The organism is Rhizobium sp. 007, from assembly GCF_015353075.1.
Taxonomy (GTDB): domain Bacteria; phylum Pseudomonadota; class Alphaproteobacteria; order Rhizobiales; family Rhizobiaceae; genus Rhizobium.
This window is the reverse complement of the sequence record NZ_CP064187.1, coordinates 1,693,553-1,708,638: the sequence shown is the minus strand read 5'-3', so window position 1 is coordinate 1,708,638 and position 15,086 is coordinate 1,693,553. Positions and strand designations below refer to the sequence as shown.

Sequence of the window (15,086 nt, the reverse complement as noted above, 5' to 3'; positions counted from 1 at the left end):
GCCTTTTGGCCACCTACATACGGGGTAAGGAAAATTTCCCCAAGACAAGCTGCCGGACCTTTCCCCGGCGAGATTGGAGAACGACATGCCCGCCGTCCAAGAAACGGTTGAACGCGTCCGCCAGATCGATGTGGACCAGTACAAATACGGTTTCGAAACCATCATCGAGATGGACAAGGCACCCAAGGGCCTGTCCGAAGAGATCATTCGCTTCATCTCCGCCAAGAAGCGTGAGCCTGAATGGATGCTCGAATGGCGCCTTGAAGCCTACAAGCGCTGGCTGACGATGGACGAGCCCACATGGGCGCGCGTCGACTATCCGAAGATCGACTTCAATGAAATCCACTATTACGCTGCGCCGAAGAGCACATCAGGCCCGTCGTCGCTGGCTGAAGTCGATCCGGAGCTTCTGAAGGTCTATGAGAAGCTGGGCATCCCGCTGCGCGAGCAGGAAATCCTTGCCGGCGTTGAGAAGCCGAAGATCGCCGTCGATGCGGTCTTCGATTCCGTTTCGGTCGTGACGACCTTCAAGGAAGAGCTGAAGAAGGCCGGCGTGATCTTCATGTCGATCTCCGAAGCGATCCGAGAACATCCCGAACTCGTGCAGAAGTATCTCGGCTCCGTCGTTCCCCAGACCGACAATTACTACGCGACGCTGAACTCCGCCGTCTTCACGGATGGCTCCTTCGTCTTCGTGCCGAAGGGCGTCCGCTGCCCGATGGAGCTCTCGACCTATTTCCGCATCAACGAGAAGGATACCGGCCAGTTCGAGCGCACGCTGATCATCGCCGAGGAAGGCGCCTATGTGTCCTACCTCGAGGGCTGCACGGCGCCACAGCGTGACGAAAACCAGTTGCACGCCGCCGTCGTCGAACTGATCGCGCTGGACGATGCCGAAATCAAGTATTCCACCGTCCAGAATTGGTATCCGGGCGATGCCCAGGGCAAGGGCGGCATCTACAACTTCGTCACCAAGCGCGGCGATTGCCGCGGCGACCGATCGAAGATCTCGTGGACGCAGGTCGAGACCGGCTCCGCCATCACCTGGAAGTACCCGTCCTGCATCCTGCGCGGCGACGATAGCCGCGGCGAGTTCTATTCGATCGCCGTGTCCAACGGCCATCAGCAGGTCGACAGCGGTACCAAGATGATCCATCTCGGCAAAAACACCTCGAGCCGCATCATTTCCAAGGGTATTGCCGCCGGCGTGTCGCAGAACACCTATCGCGGTCAGGTTTCGGCCCACCGCAAGGCCTCTAACGCGCGCAACTTCACGCAGTGCGACTCGTTGCTGATCGGCGGCAAGTGCGGCGCGCATACGGTGCCCTACATCGAGGCAAAGAATTCGACGGCACATTTCGAGCACGAGGCGACGACCTCGAAGATCTCCGAAGATCAGCTCTTCTATTGCCTGCAGCGCGGCATCCCGGAAGAAGCGGCGATCGCGCTGATCGTCAACGGCTTCGTCAAGGAAGTCCTGCAGGAACTGCCGATGGAGTTCGCCGTCGAGGCGCAGAAGCTGATCAGCATCTCGCTCGAAGGCAGCGTGGGCTAACGCCAACCGAAACGACTACGCGATGGCGCGCGCGGCGCGCCTTTCTACGATTGCTTTTTATGGGACATAACCATGCTCGAAATCAGAAACCTGCACGCCCGCATCGCCGAAGACGGCACCGAAATCATCCGCGGCTTGGACCTTACGGTGAAGGCCGGCGAAGTCGCTGCCATCATGGGGCCGAACGGCTCTGGCAAGTCGACGCTCTCCTATATTCTCGCGGGTCGCGAAGATTATGAAGTGACCGAAGGCGATATTCTTTACAACGGCGAGAGCATCCTCGAGCTCGACGCTGCCGAGCGCGCCGCCAAGGGAATTTTCCTCGCCTTCCAGTATCCGGTTGAGATCCCGGGTGTCGCCACCATGCAGTTCTTGAAGGTCGCGATGAACGAGCAGCGCAAGGCGCGCGGCGAAGAAGAGCTGAAGACGCCAGATTTCATGCGCCTCGTCAAGGACGCGGCCGGCAAGCTGCAGATCAATACCGAGATGCTGAAGCGTCCGCTGAACGTCGGCTTCTCCGGCGGCGAGAAGAAGCGCGCCGAGATCCTGCAGATGGCGCTGCTTCAGCCGCAGCTTTGCGTGCTCGACGAGACCGATTCCGGCCTCGACATCGACGCGCTGAAGATCGTTGCCGATGGCGTCAACGCACTGCGCTCGCCGGACCGTGCGGTGGTCGTCATCACCCATTACCAGCGCCTGCTCGATTACATCGTTCCAGATACCGTTCACGTCCTCTACAAGGGCCAGGTGATCAAGTCCGGCGACAAGACGCTGGCCTATGAGCTCGAAGCCAACGGATACGCCGACATCATCGGAGCGGCAGCCTGATTCAGGCGGAAAGGACGGGTCTCATGAACATGCAGACGACGAGCCGCCTGACTGCCGCGGAAGCGGCGCTCGTTGAGGCTTTCAACAATCAATTCGGCGATCTGCCGGGCGACGGCGCCGTGACGGCGACCCGCGACCGGCTGCTCGACGACCTGAAGAAGGGCGGCCTGCCGACACGGAGGATCGAGGCCTGGCACTATACCGACCTCAAGAACCTGCTGCGTGAGGTGCCGGCCACTGCCGGGGACGCCGCGTCGAAAGAGATCGAGCCGTTGATCGAAGGTTCTTCGGTTCTTTCGATCGTGCAGGGCCATGCGGACCCTAGCGTAAGGGCGGGCGACCTCGAAATTTCCAGCTACGCGCAGCGCCTGATCGACGGCTCGGCTGCCGCCGCGCTCGGTGCGCTCGGCGCCGATGACGCCGTCGGCCGCATCAATGGCAGCTTCGTGCGCGACGGCTATGTCGTCGATATCCCTGCAAAGACTGAGTTCGATAAGCCGCTGGAGATCGACGTCGTTCACGCCGGCGGCCAGATCCATACCCGCCTGCCGGTGTCCTTCGGCGAAAACGTCAAGGCAACCGTGATCGAGCGTCACCTGTCGGTGACCGGGGATGCGGCATTCGTGTCCCATGTCAGTGACGTCACGATCGGCGAGGGCACGGAACTTATCTGGATCATCCTGCAGCAGCAGGGCCGCGAGGATACGCATCTCGGCCAGATCCGTATCGATCTCGGCGCCAACGCCAAGCTGAAGCTCTTTGTCATCAACGCTGGCGGCAAGCTGGTGCGCCAGGAAATGCATATCAAGGTGACGGGCGAGGGTGCGGACCTGACGCTCCGGGGCATCAACCTGCTCGGCGGCGATACGCATACCGACGTGACGATGGTGCTTGGCCACAACGTTCCGCACACCGGTTCTACGGAGATCATCCGCAACGTCGTCTTCGACCGCGCCAAGGGGGTCTTCCAGGGCATGATCCGGGTTGCGCCTGACGCGCAGAAGACCGATGCGAAGATGTCCTGCAACACGCTGCTGATGTCGGACGATGCCGACTTTTCGACAAAGCCGGAGCTTGAGATCTTCGCCGACGACGTCCAGTGCGGCCACGGTGCGACCGTTACCGACATCGATGACAATCATCTCTTCTATATGATGGCGCGCGGCGTTCCGGAGAACAAGGCCCGCGCGATGCTCGTCAATGCCTTCGTTGCGGAGATCGTCGAAGAACTTGAAGACGAAGCCCTGGTCGAGGCGCTGGAAGGCGTCATCTCGGCCTGGCTCGAAAAGCACGCCTGATCGGAAAAGCGCCATGGACAAGATAGTACCGGCAGCCACCTACGACGTCGAAGCCATCCGCAAGGATTTTCCGATCCTTGCGCGGGAGGTCTATGGTAAGCCACTGGTCTATCTCGACAACGGCGCGTCCGCACAGAAGCCGCAGGCCGTCATCGACGCCATCTCGCGGACCTATTCGACCGAATATGCGAATGTGCACCGTGGCCTGCATTTCCTCTCCAATGCCGCAACCGAAGCCTACGAAGGCGCGCGCGAAAAAGTGCGCCGTTTCCTGAATGCGCCGTCGGTCGACGACATTGTCTTCACGAAATCCTCGACGGAGGCGATCAATACGGTCGCGCATGGCTGGGGCATGCCGAAGATCGGCGAGGGCGACGAGATCGTCGTCTCGATCATGGAGCACCACTCCAACATCGTCCCTTGGCATTTCATCCGCGAACGGCAGGGCGCCAAGCTGGTCTGGGTGCCGGTGGACGACGAAGGTGCCTTTCATATCGAGCACTTCGAGAAGAGCCTGACGGAGCGCACCAAGCTTGTCGCGATCACGCATATGTCGAATGCGCTCGGCACGATCGTTCCGGTCAAGGAAGTCTGCCGTATTGCTCATGAGCGCGGCATTCCGGTCTTGATCGACGGTTCGCAGGGTGCCGTGCACCTGCCTGTCGATGTTCAGGATATCGACTGCGACTGGTACGTCATGACCGGCCACAAGCTCTACGGTCCCTCGGGAATCGGCGTGCTCTACGGCAAGAAGGACCGGCTTCGCGAGATGCGTCCATTCCAGGGTGGCGGCGAGATGATCTTTGAGGTGACCGAGGATGCGGTCACCTACAACGACCCGCCGCATCGCTTCGAAGCCGGGACGCCGCCGATCGTTCAGGCGATCGGCCTCGGTTATGCGCTGGACTATATGGAGAAGGTCGGGCGCGAGGCGATTTCGCGTCATGAAGCCGAACTGACGGCCTATGCTGGCGAGCGGCTGCGGTCGATCAATTCGCTGCGCGTCTTCGGAACGGCACCCGGTAAAGGCAGCATTTTTGCGTTCGAACTCGCCGGTCTTCACGCTCACGACGTTTCGATGGTCATCGACCGGCAGGGCGTTGCGGTGCGTGCCGGCACGCATTGCGCCATGCCGCTCTTGAAACGCTTCGGCGTCACCGCCACATGCCGTGCATCCTTCGGCATGTACAATACACGTGCCGAGGTCGATGCCTTGGCCGACGCGCTGGAATATGCGCGCAAGTTCTTTGCTTGAGGAGTGTCCGTATGAGCCTGGACGAGAGCGAACAGAAGACCGACGTGCGCGAGGGCATCGTGCATTCGAGCATTCCTGCCGATGAACTGGCGCGCCTCAGCGACGACGTCATCGGGGCGCTGAAAACCGTCTACGATCCGGAAATTCCCGCCGACATCTTTGAACTCGGTCTGATCTACAAGATCGACATCGAAGACGACCGCATGGTGAAGATCGTCATGACGCTGACGGCGCCAGGCTGCCCGGTTGCCGGCGAAATGCCGGGTTGGGTCGAGAATGCCGTCGGCGCCGTCGAAGGCGTATCCGGCGTCGAGGTCGCAATGACCTTCGATCCGCCGTGGACGCCGGACCGCATGTCGGAAGAGGCGCAGGTGGCCGTCGGCTGGTATTGAGGGTCAGGCGGCCGACTTTTCATTGGCATGAAGGGAGCAAGGCCGATCCCGAGAGCTTTCATTTCTTTGATGATGGCCGCTCAGCGCCTTGTAAAGCGCGGAGCGGCTCATTCCAACCTCGCGCGCGCCGGCTGGCTCATGTTTTTAGCACTTGCCAGAACGCCCAGACGCCTGGCGATGAGAGGACATACATCAATGAAAAGGCGTAAGATGAATTTCGCGTTTGATTAAGGGATTGAAGCATTAGGCATAACTGCCTAAATTGAAAAGATGAAGCGCCGGATCTTGACCCCGGTGTGGAAGGAGAATGAGCCGATGGGCTTTGCAGTGATGAGCATGACCGGCACCGCCGCGGCGCGCGTGAAGGCAATCGTTGAAAATTCCGGGCCGGACGCCAAGGGCATCCGCGTCGGCATCAAGAAAGGCGGTTGCGCCGGGATGGAATATACCATCGAGCTGGTGAGCGAACCCAATGCCAAGGACGACCTGATCGAGCGCGACGGCGCCAAGGTCTGGGTGGAGCCCTCTGCGGTCCTCTATCTGCTCGGCACGGAAATGGACTTCGAGACCACGACGCTGCGCTCGGGCTTCACCTTCACGAACCCGAACCAGACATCGGCCTGCGGCTGCGGCGAATCCGTCGAGCTCAAGCCTGCCGATCTCGCGGCGCTTGCCGCGCGCGGCGACGCGGTGGTGCCTGCCGCGCACTGAATTCTTCGAGACCGCAACCGAAAGCCGCCAGCGATGGCGGCTTTGTTATTTTGATTTGTCCCTTTCAGCAGCGAAACAGTTTCTACCTTATGATCATCGAAACGCTGCTACTGCTCTTTGCCAAAGGCGCGCTCCTCGGCCTCATCGTCACAGCGCCGCCGGGGCCGATCGCGACGCTCTGCATCAACCGCAGCCTTCATCGTGGTTTCGGATCGGGTGCAGCCATCGGCATTGGGGCAGCGCTTGGCGATGCGTGTTACGCGCTGGTCGCGGCCGCCGGTCTCGCGATGGTTTCGGATATCGTCGATGACTATTCGCTGCCGATTGCGGCGGCCGGCGGTGCACTTCTGATCTTTCTCGGCATCCGAGACCTGATGACGCCGCCCGCCGGTGCCTTGCAGGTCGGTGCGCGCGATCTCTTGCGCACGATCGCCTCGACATTTCTGCTGGCGATTTCCAACCCCGGCGCGCTTCTGTCCTTCGGGGGCCTCTTTGCTGGCCTTGGTTTGGTCGATGGCAAAACCGTCACCGAGGTGGCATCGATCGTCATCGGCGTGTTCTTCGGGGCCATGGTGTGGTGGACGGCGCTGAGCGCGGCGGTGAATCTCGCCCGCGACAGGATTTCAAGCGATCTCACGCTGCTGATCCGCCACATTTCCGGGGGCCTGATCATTGCCTTCGGCACCGTCGTTCTCGGCTTTGCCGCGCGGCTGCTGCTTGCGTAGAGAGTTACAGGCGCCGGTCAGTCGCGCTTGATGCTCATCAGTAGTTCCCAGATGTCAGCGCCCGTCTCGAAGACGACAGCATTTGCCTTGAAGCTTTGCTCGGCCTGAATCAGGCCTGTCAGTTCCGTGGCGGGATCGACACTTTGGCCTTCATCGGCAGGCAGCCTATCGAGATCGATGCGGCCATAGCCCGGCGTGCTGATACTCGCCACGTTGCTGGCGATCGCGCTGACCTTGTTGGTCTGCGTGCGCATGCCGGAAAGAGCGGTGTTCATGACGCTCGACACATTCATCAGCCCTTCCCTCTTGTCTCTATAGGAGCCGCTGTACAGCAGAGGTTTTAGGGAAAGCTGAACGCAGTTCGTTAATGCCGAGCTTGGACCGTCGGCATAGCGTCCGGAAATGGCACATTGTCATGCCTGGGCATCCGATTGGCCGGCCGTGGCGGAGCCAATCGTCAAGCGTTGAAATGGCGCTCGTTCCAAACCCTCGAGCAGATGCGAGGGACCGAAGATTGGCGGCCGATCACGGCGGCGATGTCCTTGAAGCGCCGCCTTGTCCGGCGCCGCCGTGATTGCATCCGCCCGCCTGGCCCTTCTTTCGAGCCCCGACGGTAGAGGGGGCCGGCGTCGAGACGGTGGACCGCCGGCCATTGATTTTGACCTTCACTTATATGGGCCACTATGAGAAGCTTGCGTCAGGTAGCATATGCCGTAATGGGAGAGGGAGGCGCGTTTCGCGGTTGCGGTCTTCTGGGCGCAGTAGGCGCGGGCCGGGGTCATCAGAAGTAATGCGGCGCTGGTCGATGAACTCTGCCGTTCCAGGGCAACGTTCGAGGCGATATGGCGCAAATATCATGTCGGCAATTGCGGCCAGGGCGCGAAGCACTCCCATGACGATAAGGTCGGGAACTCGCCTCGAATGTTCAGCCTTCGCCGGCGACGCCGGAGGATTTGGCCAGGGTGCAGAGGCTCGGCGAGGGAAAGGCCTAGGCGACGGCCTTTGCCCTAAGCTCCTTTCGGCGCAATATGGCCATTGCCAATGACCGCTTGGCCGCCCTGCCAAGTGCTCAGTTTTAACTGCCATGCCTCTGGCTGATGGAGCTTTCGATGTCCTCAAGCTTTAACGTTCACAACGCGGCCGGCTACGAGCAGCTCATGGGACGCTGGAGCCAAAAGCTCGCGTCGCCATTCATTGGGTTTGCGGGTCTTGCCGCTGGTGAGAAGGTACTTGATGTCGGTTGCGGCACGGGCAGCCTGACATTTGCCCTTGCCAAGGCCGCTGATCTCAGCGAGATCGCTGCCGTCGACTATTCGCCAGTCTTCGTCGAGGAGGCAATTCGGCGCAACATCGACCCGCGCATCAAGATCGGGCAGGCGGACGCTTGCTCTTTGCCTTTCGAAGACGGAGGCTTCGACCGCGCGCTCGCACTGCTCGTTCTTCATTTCGTGCCCGAGGCCGGCCGGGCCGTTGGAGAGATGCGCCGCGTCGTGCGTTCGGGCGGGGTAGTCGCCGCAGCTGTCTGGGATCATCTCGGCGGCATGCCCGGCATGCGAATGATGGTCGACACGGTGGCGGCGCTCAGCGAGACCGGGCGGCAGCTGCGCAATCGCTATTGCTTTCAGCCGATGATGCAGCCTGGCGAAATGAAGCGGACTTTTGTCGAGCAGGGTCTGCTGGACGTTACCGAAACTCAGCTGGTGATCCGCATGGAGTACCAAAACTTTAATGATTACTGGGCACCTATTGCCGCAGGCGAAGGCCCTCTTGGCAAATATGTGGCGACGCTCGACGCCGCTGAGCGGGCGCGCATCGATGCTGCCGTACGCGACGCATACGAGGCGGGCCGGTCCGATGGTCCAAGGTCGTTCGCAAATGTTGCATGGGCCTGTCGCGGCATCGTTCCCTGAGCCGGCAGCCAGAGGTCTGATCGGCCCCCCGCCGTTTCTTACACGCACGATCCTTGATCTTGGAATCGAAGGCCCCTCCGACGAGGAGCCTTCCAGCCCCGCTTCAGGCTCGGGGCATCCGTCGCTGCAATCGATTGACCGGATCGATCGGCTCGGGCTTTGCCCGACCGCTTCTACTCCGCAGCCTCTGCGTAGCTCTCCACCGGCGGGCAGGTGCAAACGAGGTTCCTGTCCCCGTACACATTGTCGACGCGGTTGACCGGGGACCAGTATTTGTCGACACGAAAGGCCCCGGGCGGGAAGCAGGCTTGTTCGCGGCTGTAGGGGCGGTCCCATTCGCCGACGAGGTCTTCCACCGTGTGCGGGGCGTTCTTCAGCGGGTTGTTGACCTTGTCCATGCGGCCTTCCTCGATGGCGCGGGCTTCCTCGCGGATCGCCAGCATTGCCTCGCAGAAGCGGTCGAGCTCGGCCTTGGTTTCGGACTCGGTCGGCTCGATCATCAGTGTGCCGGCGACCGGCCAGCTCATGGTCGGGGCATGGAAGCCGCAGTCGATCAGGCGCTTGGCGATGTCGTCGACCGTGACGCTCGCGCTGTCGGCCAGCGGACGCGTGTCGATGATGCATTCATGCGCGACGCGGCCGCTCTCGGACTTGTAGAGCACCCCGTAGGCGCCCTTCAGGCGGGCGGCGATGTAGTTGGCGTTGAGGATCGCAACCTTGGTTGCCTGCGTCAGGCCTTCGCCACCCATCATCAGCACATAGCTCCAGGAGATCGGCAGGATCGAGGCCGAGCCGAAGGCCGCTGCCGAGACGGCGCCTGAGCGTCCGTCCGTTTCCGGGTGGCCGGGCAGGTGAGGCGCCAGATGGGCCTTGACGCCGATCGGGCCCATGCCGGGACCGCCGCCGCCATGGGGGATGCAGAAGGTCTTGTGCAGGTTGAGGTGACTGACGTCGGAACCGATGTCACCGGGACGCGACAAGCCGACCATGGCGTTCATGTTGGCGCCGTCGAGATAGACCTGGCCGCCGTGCTTGTGCACGAGATCGCAGATCTCCTTCACCGTTTCCTCGAACACGCCATGCGTCGAAGGATAGGTTATCATGCAGCAGGAGAGATTTTCCGCATGCTCCTCCGCCTTGGCGCGGAAGTCGTCCATGTCGATGTCGCCGTTCCCGCGAACCTTGACGACCACGACCTTCATGCCGGCCATCTGCGCGGAGGCGGGGTTGGTGCCGTGCGCCGAGGTCGGGATCAGGCAGACGTCGCGATGGCCGTTGCCGTTGGCGATATGGTAGTTGCGGATCGTGAGCAGGCCGGCATATTCGCCCTGCGCGCCGGAATTTGGCTGCATCGAGAAGGCGTCATAGCCGGTCACGGCGCAGAGTTTTTCCGTCAGATCGTCGATCATTTCGCGGTAGCCGAGCGCCTGATCGACCGGAGCATAAGGATGGATATCCGAAAACTCCGGCCAGGTGATAGGCAGCATTTCCGCCGTGGCGTTCAGCTTCATGGTGCAGGAGCCGAGCGGGATCATCGCGCGGTCGAGGGCGAGGTCGCGGTCGGAGAGCCGGCGAATGTAGCGGGTCATTTCGCTTTCGGCGCGGTTCATGTGGAAAATCGGATGCGTCAGATATTCGCTGGTGCGCAGCAGGTCCTTCGGCAGGCGGTAGCCTGGCTCGAAATCGGCCACGGCGAAATTGCCGCCGAATGCGCGCCAGGCGGCTTCGAGCGTCGCGGGGCGCGTGCGCTCATCGAGGCTCATGCAGATCTTGGTCGTGCCAACCTTGCGCAGGTTGATACCCTCGGCGACGGCCGCGCGCAGGATGAGGCCCTGCATGTGGCCGACATCGACGGTGAGCGTGTCGAAAAAGGTTTCTGGCTCTATCCTGTAGCCTAGCTTTTCTAGGCCCTTAGCCATCAGCACGGCCTTCTGGTGGACCTGCTGGGCGATCGCCTTGATGCCCTTGGGACCGTGGAAAACCGCATACATCGAGGCCATGACCGCGAGCAGCACCTGCGCGGTGCAGATGTTCGACGTTGCCTTTTCGCGGCGGATATGCTGTTCGCGGGTCTGCAGCGACAGCCGGTAGGCGCGATTGCCGCGGGCATCGACCGAGACGCCGACGAGACGGCCGGGCATGGAGCGCTTGTGCGCATCCTTGACCGACATATATGCGGCATGCGGTCCGCCGTAGCCCACCGGAACGCCGAAGCGCTGCGACGAGCCGATCGCAATATCGGCGCCCATTTCGCCCGGCGACTTCAGAAGCGTCAGCGCGAGGATATCGGCCGCGACGATGGCGATCGCGCCCGTCTGATGCAGGCGGGAGATCAGGCCTGTGAAATCATGCACGTGGCCGTGCGTGCCCGGATACTGGAAGATGGCGCCGAAGACGTCCACCGGATCGAGATCCTTGAAGGGGTCACCGACGATGACGCTCCAGCCGAGCGGTTCGGCGCGGGTCTGGATGAGCGCGATCGTCTGCGGATGGCAGGCGGCATCGACGAAGAAAGCCTTGGCCTTAGACTTCGCGACGCGCTCGGCAATCGCCATGCCTTCGGCAGCAGCGGTCGCTTCGTCGAGAAGCGAAGCGTTGGCGACGTCGAGACCGGTCAGGTCGCAGATCATCGTCTGGTAGTTCAAGAGCGCTTCCAGACGGCCCTGACTGATCTCCGGCTGGTAAGGCGTGTAGGCCGTGTACCAGGCCGGATTTTCGAGGATGGTGCGCTGGATGACCGGCGGCGTGATGGTGCCGTAATAGCCTTGGCCGATCAGGGAAACGAGGACCTTGTTCTTGTTGGCGGTCTCGCGCAGCTTGTCGAGCGCCTCGCGCTCCGTCATCGGCGCGCCCCAGGCAAGCGCCGCCTTCTGTCGGATCGCAGACGGCACGGTCGCGTCGATGAGGCTGTCGAGGCTGTTGTAGCCGACGACCTTCAGCATGTCGCTCATTTCGGCCGGCGACGGGCCGATATGGCGGCGGTTGGCGAAGTCGTAGGGCTGGTAGTCGGTAAACTGGAATTCTGTCGGCGTCGTCATTACGCGGTGAGCTCCTTATAGGCCGCTTCGTCTAGCAGGCCATCGGCATCGGCCGGATTCTTGAGCTTCAGCTTGAAGAACCAGCCGGCGCCCTGCGGGTCGGAATTGACCAGCGACGGATCGGCAGTGATCGCTTCGTTGACTTCGGTGATCTCGCCATCGAGCGGACAATAGACTTCCGAGGCAGCCTTCACGGATTCGACGGTGGCGGCATCGTCATTCTTGGAAAAGGTCGCGCCCACTTCCGGCAATTCGACGAAAACGAGGTCGCCGAGCTGTTCGACGGCATAATTCGTAATGCCGACCGTCGCCACGCCGTCTTCGACTTTCAGCCATTCATGTTCTTCGGTAAATTTCAGCATGGTTTTGTTCCTCTCTGGAAAATATCTTAGCGTTTGTAGGTCGGCGTGATGAAAGGCAGGGCGGCGACCGTAGCGGGGAGATACTTGCCGCGCACCTCAGCGTAAATTTGGGTTCCAACGGAGGCATGCGAAACCGGCACATAGCCCATGGCAACCGGGCCTTCGACACTCGGGCCGAAGCCGCCCGAAGTGACTTCGCCGATCTCGGTCTTGCCTTCGGCATCCGCATAGAGTTTGGAATGGCCGCGCACCGGCGCCTTGCCTTCCGGCTTCAGGCCGACACGGCGGCGTGTGGCACCATTGTCGAGTTCACCGAGAATGCGTGCTGCACCCGGAAAGTCCCCCGCGCGCGCTCCGCCCGTCCTGCGGGCCTTCTGCATGGCCCATTCGAGCGCCGCCTCGACCGGCGTTGTGGTGGCGTCGATGTCGTTGCCGTAGAGGCAGAGTCCCGCCTCCAGACGCAGCGAATCGCGGGCGCCGAGGCCGATCGGCTGCGCATCGGGATGTTCGAGCAACCGCCTGGCGACATCCTCCGCCTTGTTAACGGGTACGGAGATCTCGAAGCCGTCCTCGCCGCTATAGCCGGAGCGGGAAACGAGACAGGAGATGTCGTGCAAGCGGCAGTGACGCACGTCCATGAACTTCATCGCCGCGACATCCGCCCAGAGTTCGGCCAGCACGTTGACGGCGCGCGGACCTTGCAGCGCGACTAACGCGCGGTCGAGAAGGGTTATGTCGCAGCGGTCGCCGATATGCCTTTGCATGTGCGCGACATCGGCCTCCTTGCAGGCGGCGTTGACGACGACGAAGAGATGGTCGTCGAGATGGGTGATCATCAAGTCGTCGAGGATGCCGCCGTTTTCGTCGGTGAAGAAGCCGTAGCGCTGGCGGCCTTCGGCGAGGCCGAGAATGTCGACCGGTACGAGGCTTTCGAGTGCGAGGGCGGCATCTTCATATCTGCCGGACTTCGCCCTCACGACGACCTGACCCATGTGGGAGACGTCGAAGAGGCCGGCGCCGGCGCGCGTCTGCAGGTGTTCCTTCAGCACGCCGGCTGAATACTGAACGGGCATCTCGTAGCCTGCGAAAGGCACCATGCGGGCACCGAGCGAAAGATGCAGCGCGTGTAGCGGAGTTTTCTTGAGGGCAGCAGTATCGTCCAACGACGCCTCCGGGGTTTGCGCGTGGAATTCCATGCGCGGGCTCAATCTGAAGGCGCGGGTACGCCTTGCTTTCGAGCCCCCTCTGTCCCTGTGCCTGAGATTGTTATCCCTTCGGCGAGCGTTTCGAGAACGCTTCTCTCCAGAGTTCCGTCTGCCCCTTGCTGGTCCTTCGGCCTGAGAGTTTCCGGGGCGGTTGCTCCTTCGGCACCGGCCGTCTGTAGACCGGATTCTCCCAACAGGGTTGCGGCAATTATCCGGCGGAACAGGCTCTTGGCAAGGGGGAATGTCGCCGCCGAACAAATTTTTGTCGCGCCGTCTTTCGACAAAGTGTTGAACTGCGTCAAATGAGCTTTTGCTTTTTTCGGATAAAGTGCTTAATCGCGAAATCCGCTAAAGAGGATCCAGATGACGAAAACGGGCCGAAACGCTGGCATGCTGACGCGCATTCTCTGCGCGCTGAGCTTGCTTATGCTTGGCCTTGCGCAACAGGCGCCGCAGGCGGCTGCGGCGGACGCGGACTATAATAGCGCCGCATACGTCCTGCCGGACGGCACCCGCGCCTCGCTTTGCGTGACCGCTACGGACAGCAGCGGCAAGACGGTCCCTCCGAAGCCGAATTGCGAAGTCTGCCGGCTTACGGCTTTCGTCATCCTGCCGGTGCCGGATAACGGCTCCTGGCTGCATCTCGAGTTCGCGACGCTGCATAACCCCCCGGTTGTTGCTGACACCCCCATCGGGGTGCACGCCGTCGAACGGCCGAAGTCCAGGGCACCGCCGGTTCTGGCCTGATCTCCAGCCACCACCGAAATGACACGACAATGCCGGTGCGCCAGCCATTGGGAGCTGCAGCCGGCGAGGAGATACCCGATGAAGACAATCAAGACACTCAGCGCTGCGGCCCTGGTTTTCGCAGCCGCATTCACGGCAGCGCAGGCGCATGTCACCTTTCTTAATCCCGAAGCCCCACAGGAAAAGACGTTCCTCGCAACGCTGCAGGTGCCGCATGGCTGTGACGGCAAGCCCACCAACGAAGTGCAGGTGAAGCTGCCGGAAGGCTTTGTATTCGCCAAGCCGCAGCCGAAGTCCGGCTGGGAACTTGAAGTGATCAAGGGCGACTATCAGAAGACCTACGACAATCACGGCACCAAGGTGAAATCCGGCGCAGTCGAAATCCGCTGGAAGGGCGGCAACCTCTCGGACGATTTTTACGATACCTTCGTGATCCAGGGCAAGGTTTCGGGCGTGGATGCCGGAACATCGCTGGCCTTTCCGGTGAAGCAGCTTTGCGGCGATGCGGCCGAGGCATGGGAACAGGTGGCAACCGATGGCGGCGATCCCCATAGGCTCAAGAGCCCGGCGCCGTTGCTGAAGGTCGTTGCCGGTGGCGACAATGGCCATGACCATGGCGACATGGCCGGGATGGACATGAATGCTGCAGCAGGCGGCACTGCAACACTCGGCGACCTCGAAATCTCCGGCGCCTTTACGAAGGCAATGCTGCCCGGCCAGCCGGTCGGCGGCGGCTTCTTTACTGTCAAGAATAACGGCAAGACCGACGACAGGCTCGTCGTCGTTTCCTCGCCGACCGCGGGCGAAGTTCAAATGCACGAAATGGCCATGCAGAACAATGTCATGAAGATGCGTGAACTGAAGGATGGGATTGCCATTCCAGCGGGCGGGACGGTGAAGCTAGCGCCTGGCGGCCTGCATCTGATGTTCCAGAAGGTGAAGGCGCCTTTCAAGCAGGGTGAGAGCGTGCCGGTGACGCTAACCTTTGAGAAGGCAGGCAAGATCGACGTGACGTTGGAGGTTCTCTCGGCCCAGGGCAAATAACCAGCAACAGGCCTGC

The 15,086-nt window shown here is 61.5% G+C and carries 14 protein-coding genes and 2 riboswitches; of the genes, 10 read left to right on the top strand and 4 right to left on the bottom strand.

What is annotated here, in order from left to right:
- Positions 1-85 precede the first annotated feature (85 nt).
- The 7 genes from sufB (at position 86) to ISN39_RS08640 (ending at position 6,764) form a co-directional block, all read left to right on the top strand.
- A complete protein-coding gene (gene sufB / locus ISN39_RS08670) occupies positions 86-1,555 on the top strand; it encodes a Fe-S cluster assembly protein SufB (RefSeq protein ID WP_074068280.1) in 1,470 nt (489 codons plus the stop codon).
- A 72-nt stretch (positions 1,556-1,627) separates the two neighbouring features.
- Entirely contained in the window at positions 1,628-2,383 is a 756-nt protein-coding gene (gene sufC / locus ISN39_RS08665) for a Fe-S cluster assembly ATPase SufC (protein WP_022715290.1), read from the top strand.
- A 23-nt stretch (positions 2,384-2,406) separates the two neighbouring features.
- Positions 2,407-3,681 (top strand): Fe-S cluster assembly protein SufD, encoded by a 1,275-nt coding sequence (sufD, locus tag ISN39_RS08660; protein ID WP_194729775.1) that lies wholly within the window; start codon positions 2,407-2,409, stop codon positions 3,679-3,681.
- Positions 3,682-3,694: 13 nt separating this feature from the next.
- Positions 3,695-4,936 (top strand): cysteine desulfurase, encoded by a 1,242-nt coding sequence (locus ISN39_RS08655; RefSeq protein ID WP_074068276.1) that lies wholly within the window; start codon positions 3,695-3,697, stop codon positions 4,934-4,936.
- Positions 4,937-4,947: 11 nt separating this feature from the next.
- Positions 4,948-5,328 (top strand): SUF system Fe-S cluster assembly protein, encoded by a 381-nt coding sequence (locus ISN39_RS08650; RefSeq protein ID WP_027512444.1) that lies wholly within the window; start codon positions 4,948-4,950, stop codon positions 5,326-5,328.
- A gap of 315 nt (positions 5,329-5,643) precedes the next feature.
- Complete coding sequence (sufA, locus tag ISN39_RS08645; protein WP_039846772.1) at positions 5,644-6,039, top strand: Fe-S cluster assembly scaffold SufA; 396 nt, start codon at positions 5,644-5,646, stop codon at positions 6,037-6,039.
- A gap of 89 nt (positions 6,040-6,128) precedes the next feature.
- A complete protein-coding gene (locus ISN39_RS08640) occupies positions 6,129-6,764 on the top strand; it encodes a LysE family transporter (RefSeq protein ID WP_237361670.1) in 636 nt (211 codons plus the stop codon).
- 17 nt (positions 6,765-6,781) lie between these two features.
- Here the strand turns inward: ISN39_RS08640 and ISN39_RS08635 are convergent, their stop codons facing one another.
- Positions 6,782-7,057, bottom strand: a complete 276-nt coding sequence (locus ISN39_RS08635; RefSeq protein WP_194729774.1) for a flagellar basal body protein — start codon at positions 7,055-7,057, stop codon at positions 6,782-6,784.
- Between the two features lie 816 nt (positions 7,058-7,873).
- Between ISN39_RS08635 and ISN39_RS08630 the strand changes: the two genes are divergently transcribed.
- On the top strand, positions 7,874-8,674 hold the full coding sequence (locus tag ISN39_RS08630) for a class I SAM-dependent methyltransferase (protein ID WP_074068271.1): 801 nt from the start codon (positions 7,874-7,876) through the stop codon (positions 8,672-8,674).
- Between the two features lie 173 nt (positions 8,675-8,847).
- Here the strand turns inward: ISN39_RS08630 and gcvP are convergent, their stop codons facing one another.
- Genes gcvP through gcvT form a run of 3 tightly spaced genes read right to left on the bottom strand, consistent with a single transcriptional unit; the run spans position 8,848 to position 13,237 of the window.
- Positions 8,848-11,712, bottom strand: coding sequence for an aminomethyl-transferring glycine dehydrogenase (gcvP, locus tag ISN39_RS08625; protein ID WP_194729773.1), 2,865 nt, complete (start codon positions 11,710-11,712; stop codon positions 8,848-8,850).
- Complete coding sequence (gene gcvH / locus ISN39_RS08620) at positions 11,712-12,074, bottom strand: glycine cleavage system protein GcvH (RefSeq protein WP_194729772.1); 363 nt, start codon at positions 12,072-12,074, stop codon at positions 11,712-11,714. The genes gcvP and gcvH overlap by 1 nt, the downstream gene beginning before the upstream one ends.
- A 26-nt stretch (positions 12,075-12,100) precedes the next feature.
- Positions 12,101-13,237, bottom strand: a complete 1,137-nt coding sequence (gcvT, locus tag ISN39_RS08615; RefSeq protein WP_194729771.1) for a glycine cleavage system aminomethyltransferase GcvT — start codon at positions 13,235-13,237, stop codon at positions 12,101-12,103.
- Positions 13,238-13,309: 72 nt separating this feature from the next.
- Positions 13,310-13,390: riboswitch (glycine riboswitch) on the bottom strand.
- A gap of 3 nt (positions 13,391-13,393) precedes the next feature.
- A riboswitch (glycine riboswitch) is annotated at positions 13,394-13,482 on the bottom strand.
- A gap of 160 nt (positions 13,483-13,642) precedes the next feature.
- Here gcvT and ISN39_RS08610 point away from each other — a divergent pair.
- Positions 13,643-14,026, top strand: coding sequence for a hypothetical protein (locus ISN39_RS08610; protein ID WP_194729770.1), 384 nt, complete (start codon positions 13,643-13,645; stop codon positions 14,024-14,026).
- A gap of 78 nt (positions 14,027-14,104) precedes the next feature.
- Entirely contained in the window at positions 14,105-15,070 is a 966-nt protein-coding gene (locus ISN39_RS08605; RefSeq protein ID WP_194729769.1) for a copper chaperone PCu(A)C, read from the top strand.
- The last annotated feature ends 16 nt before the right edge of the window (positions 15,071-15,086 follow it).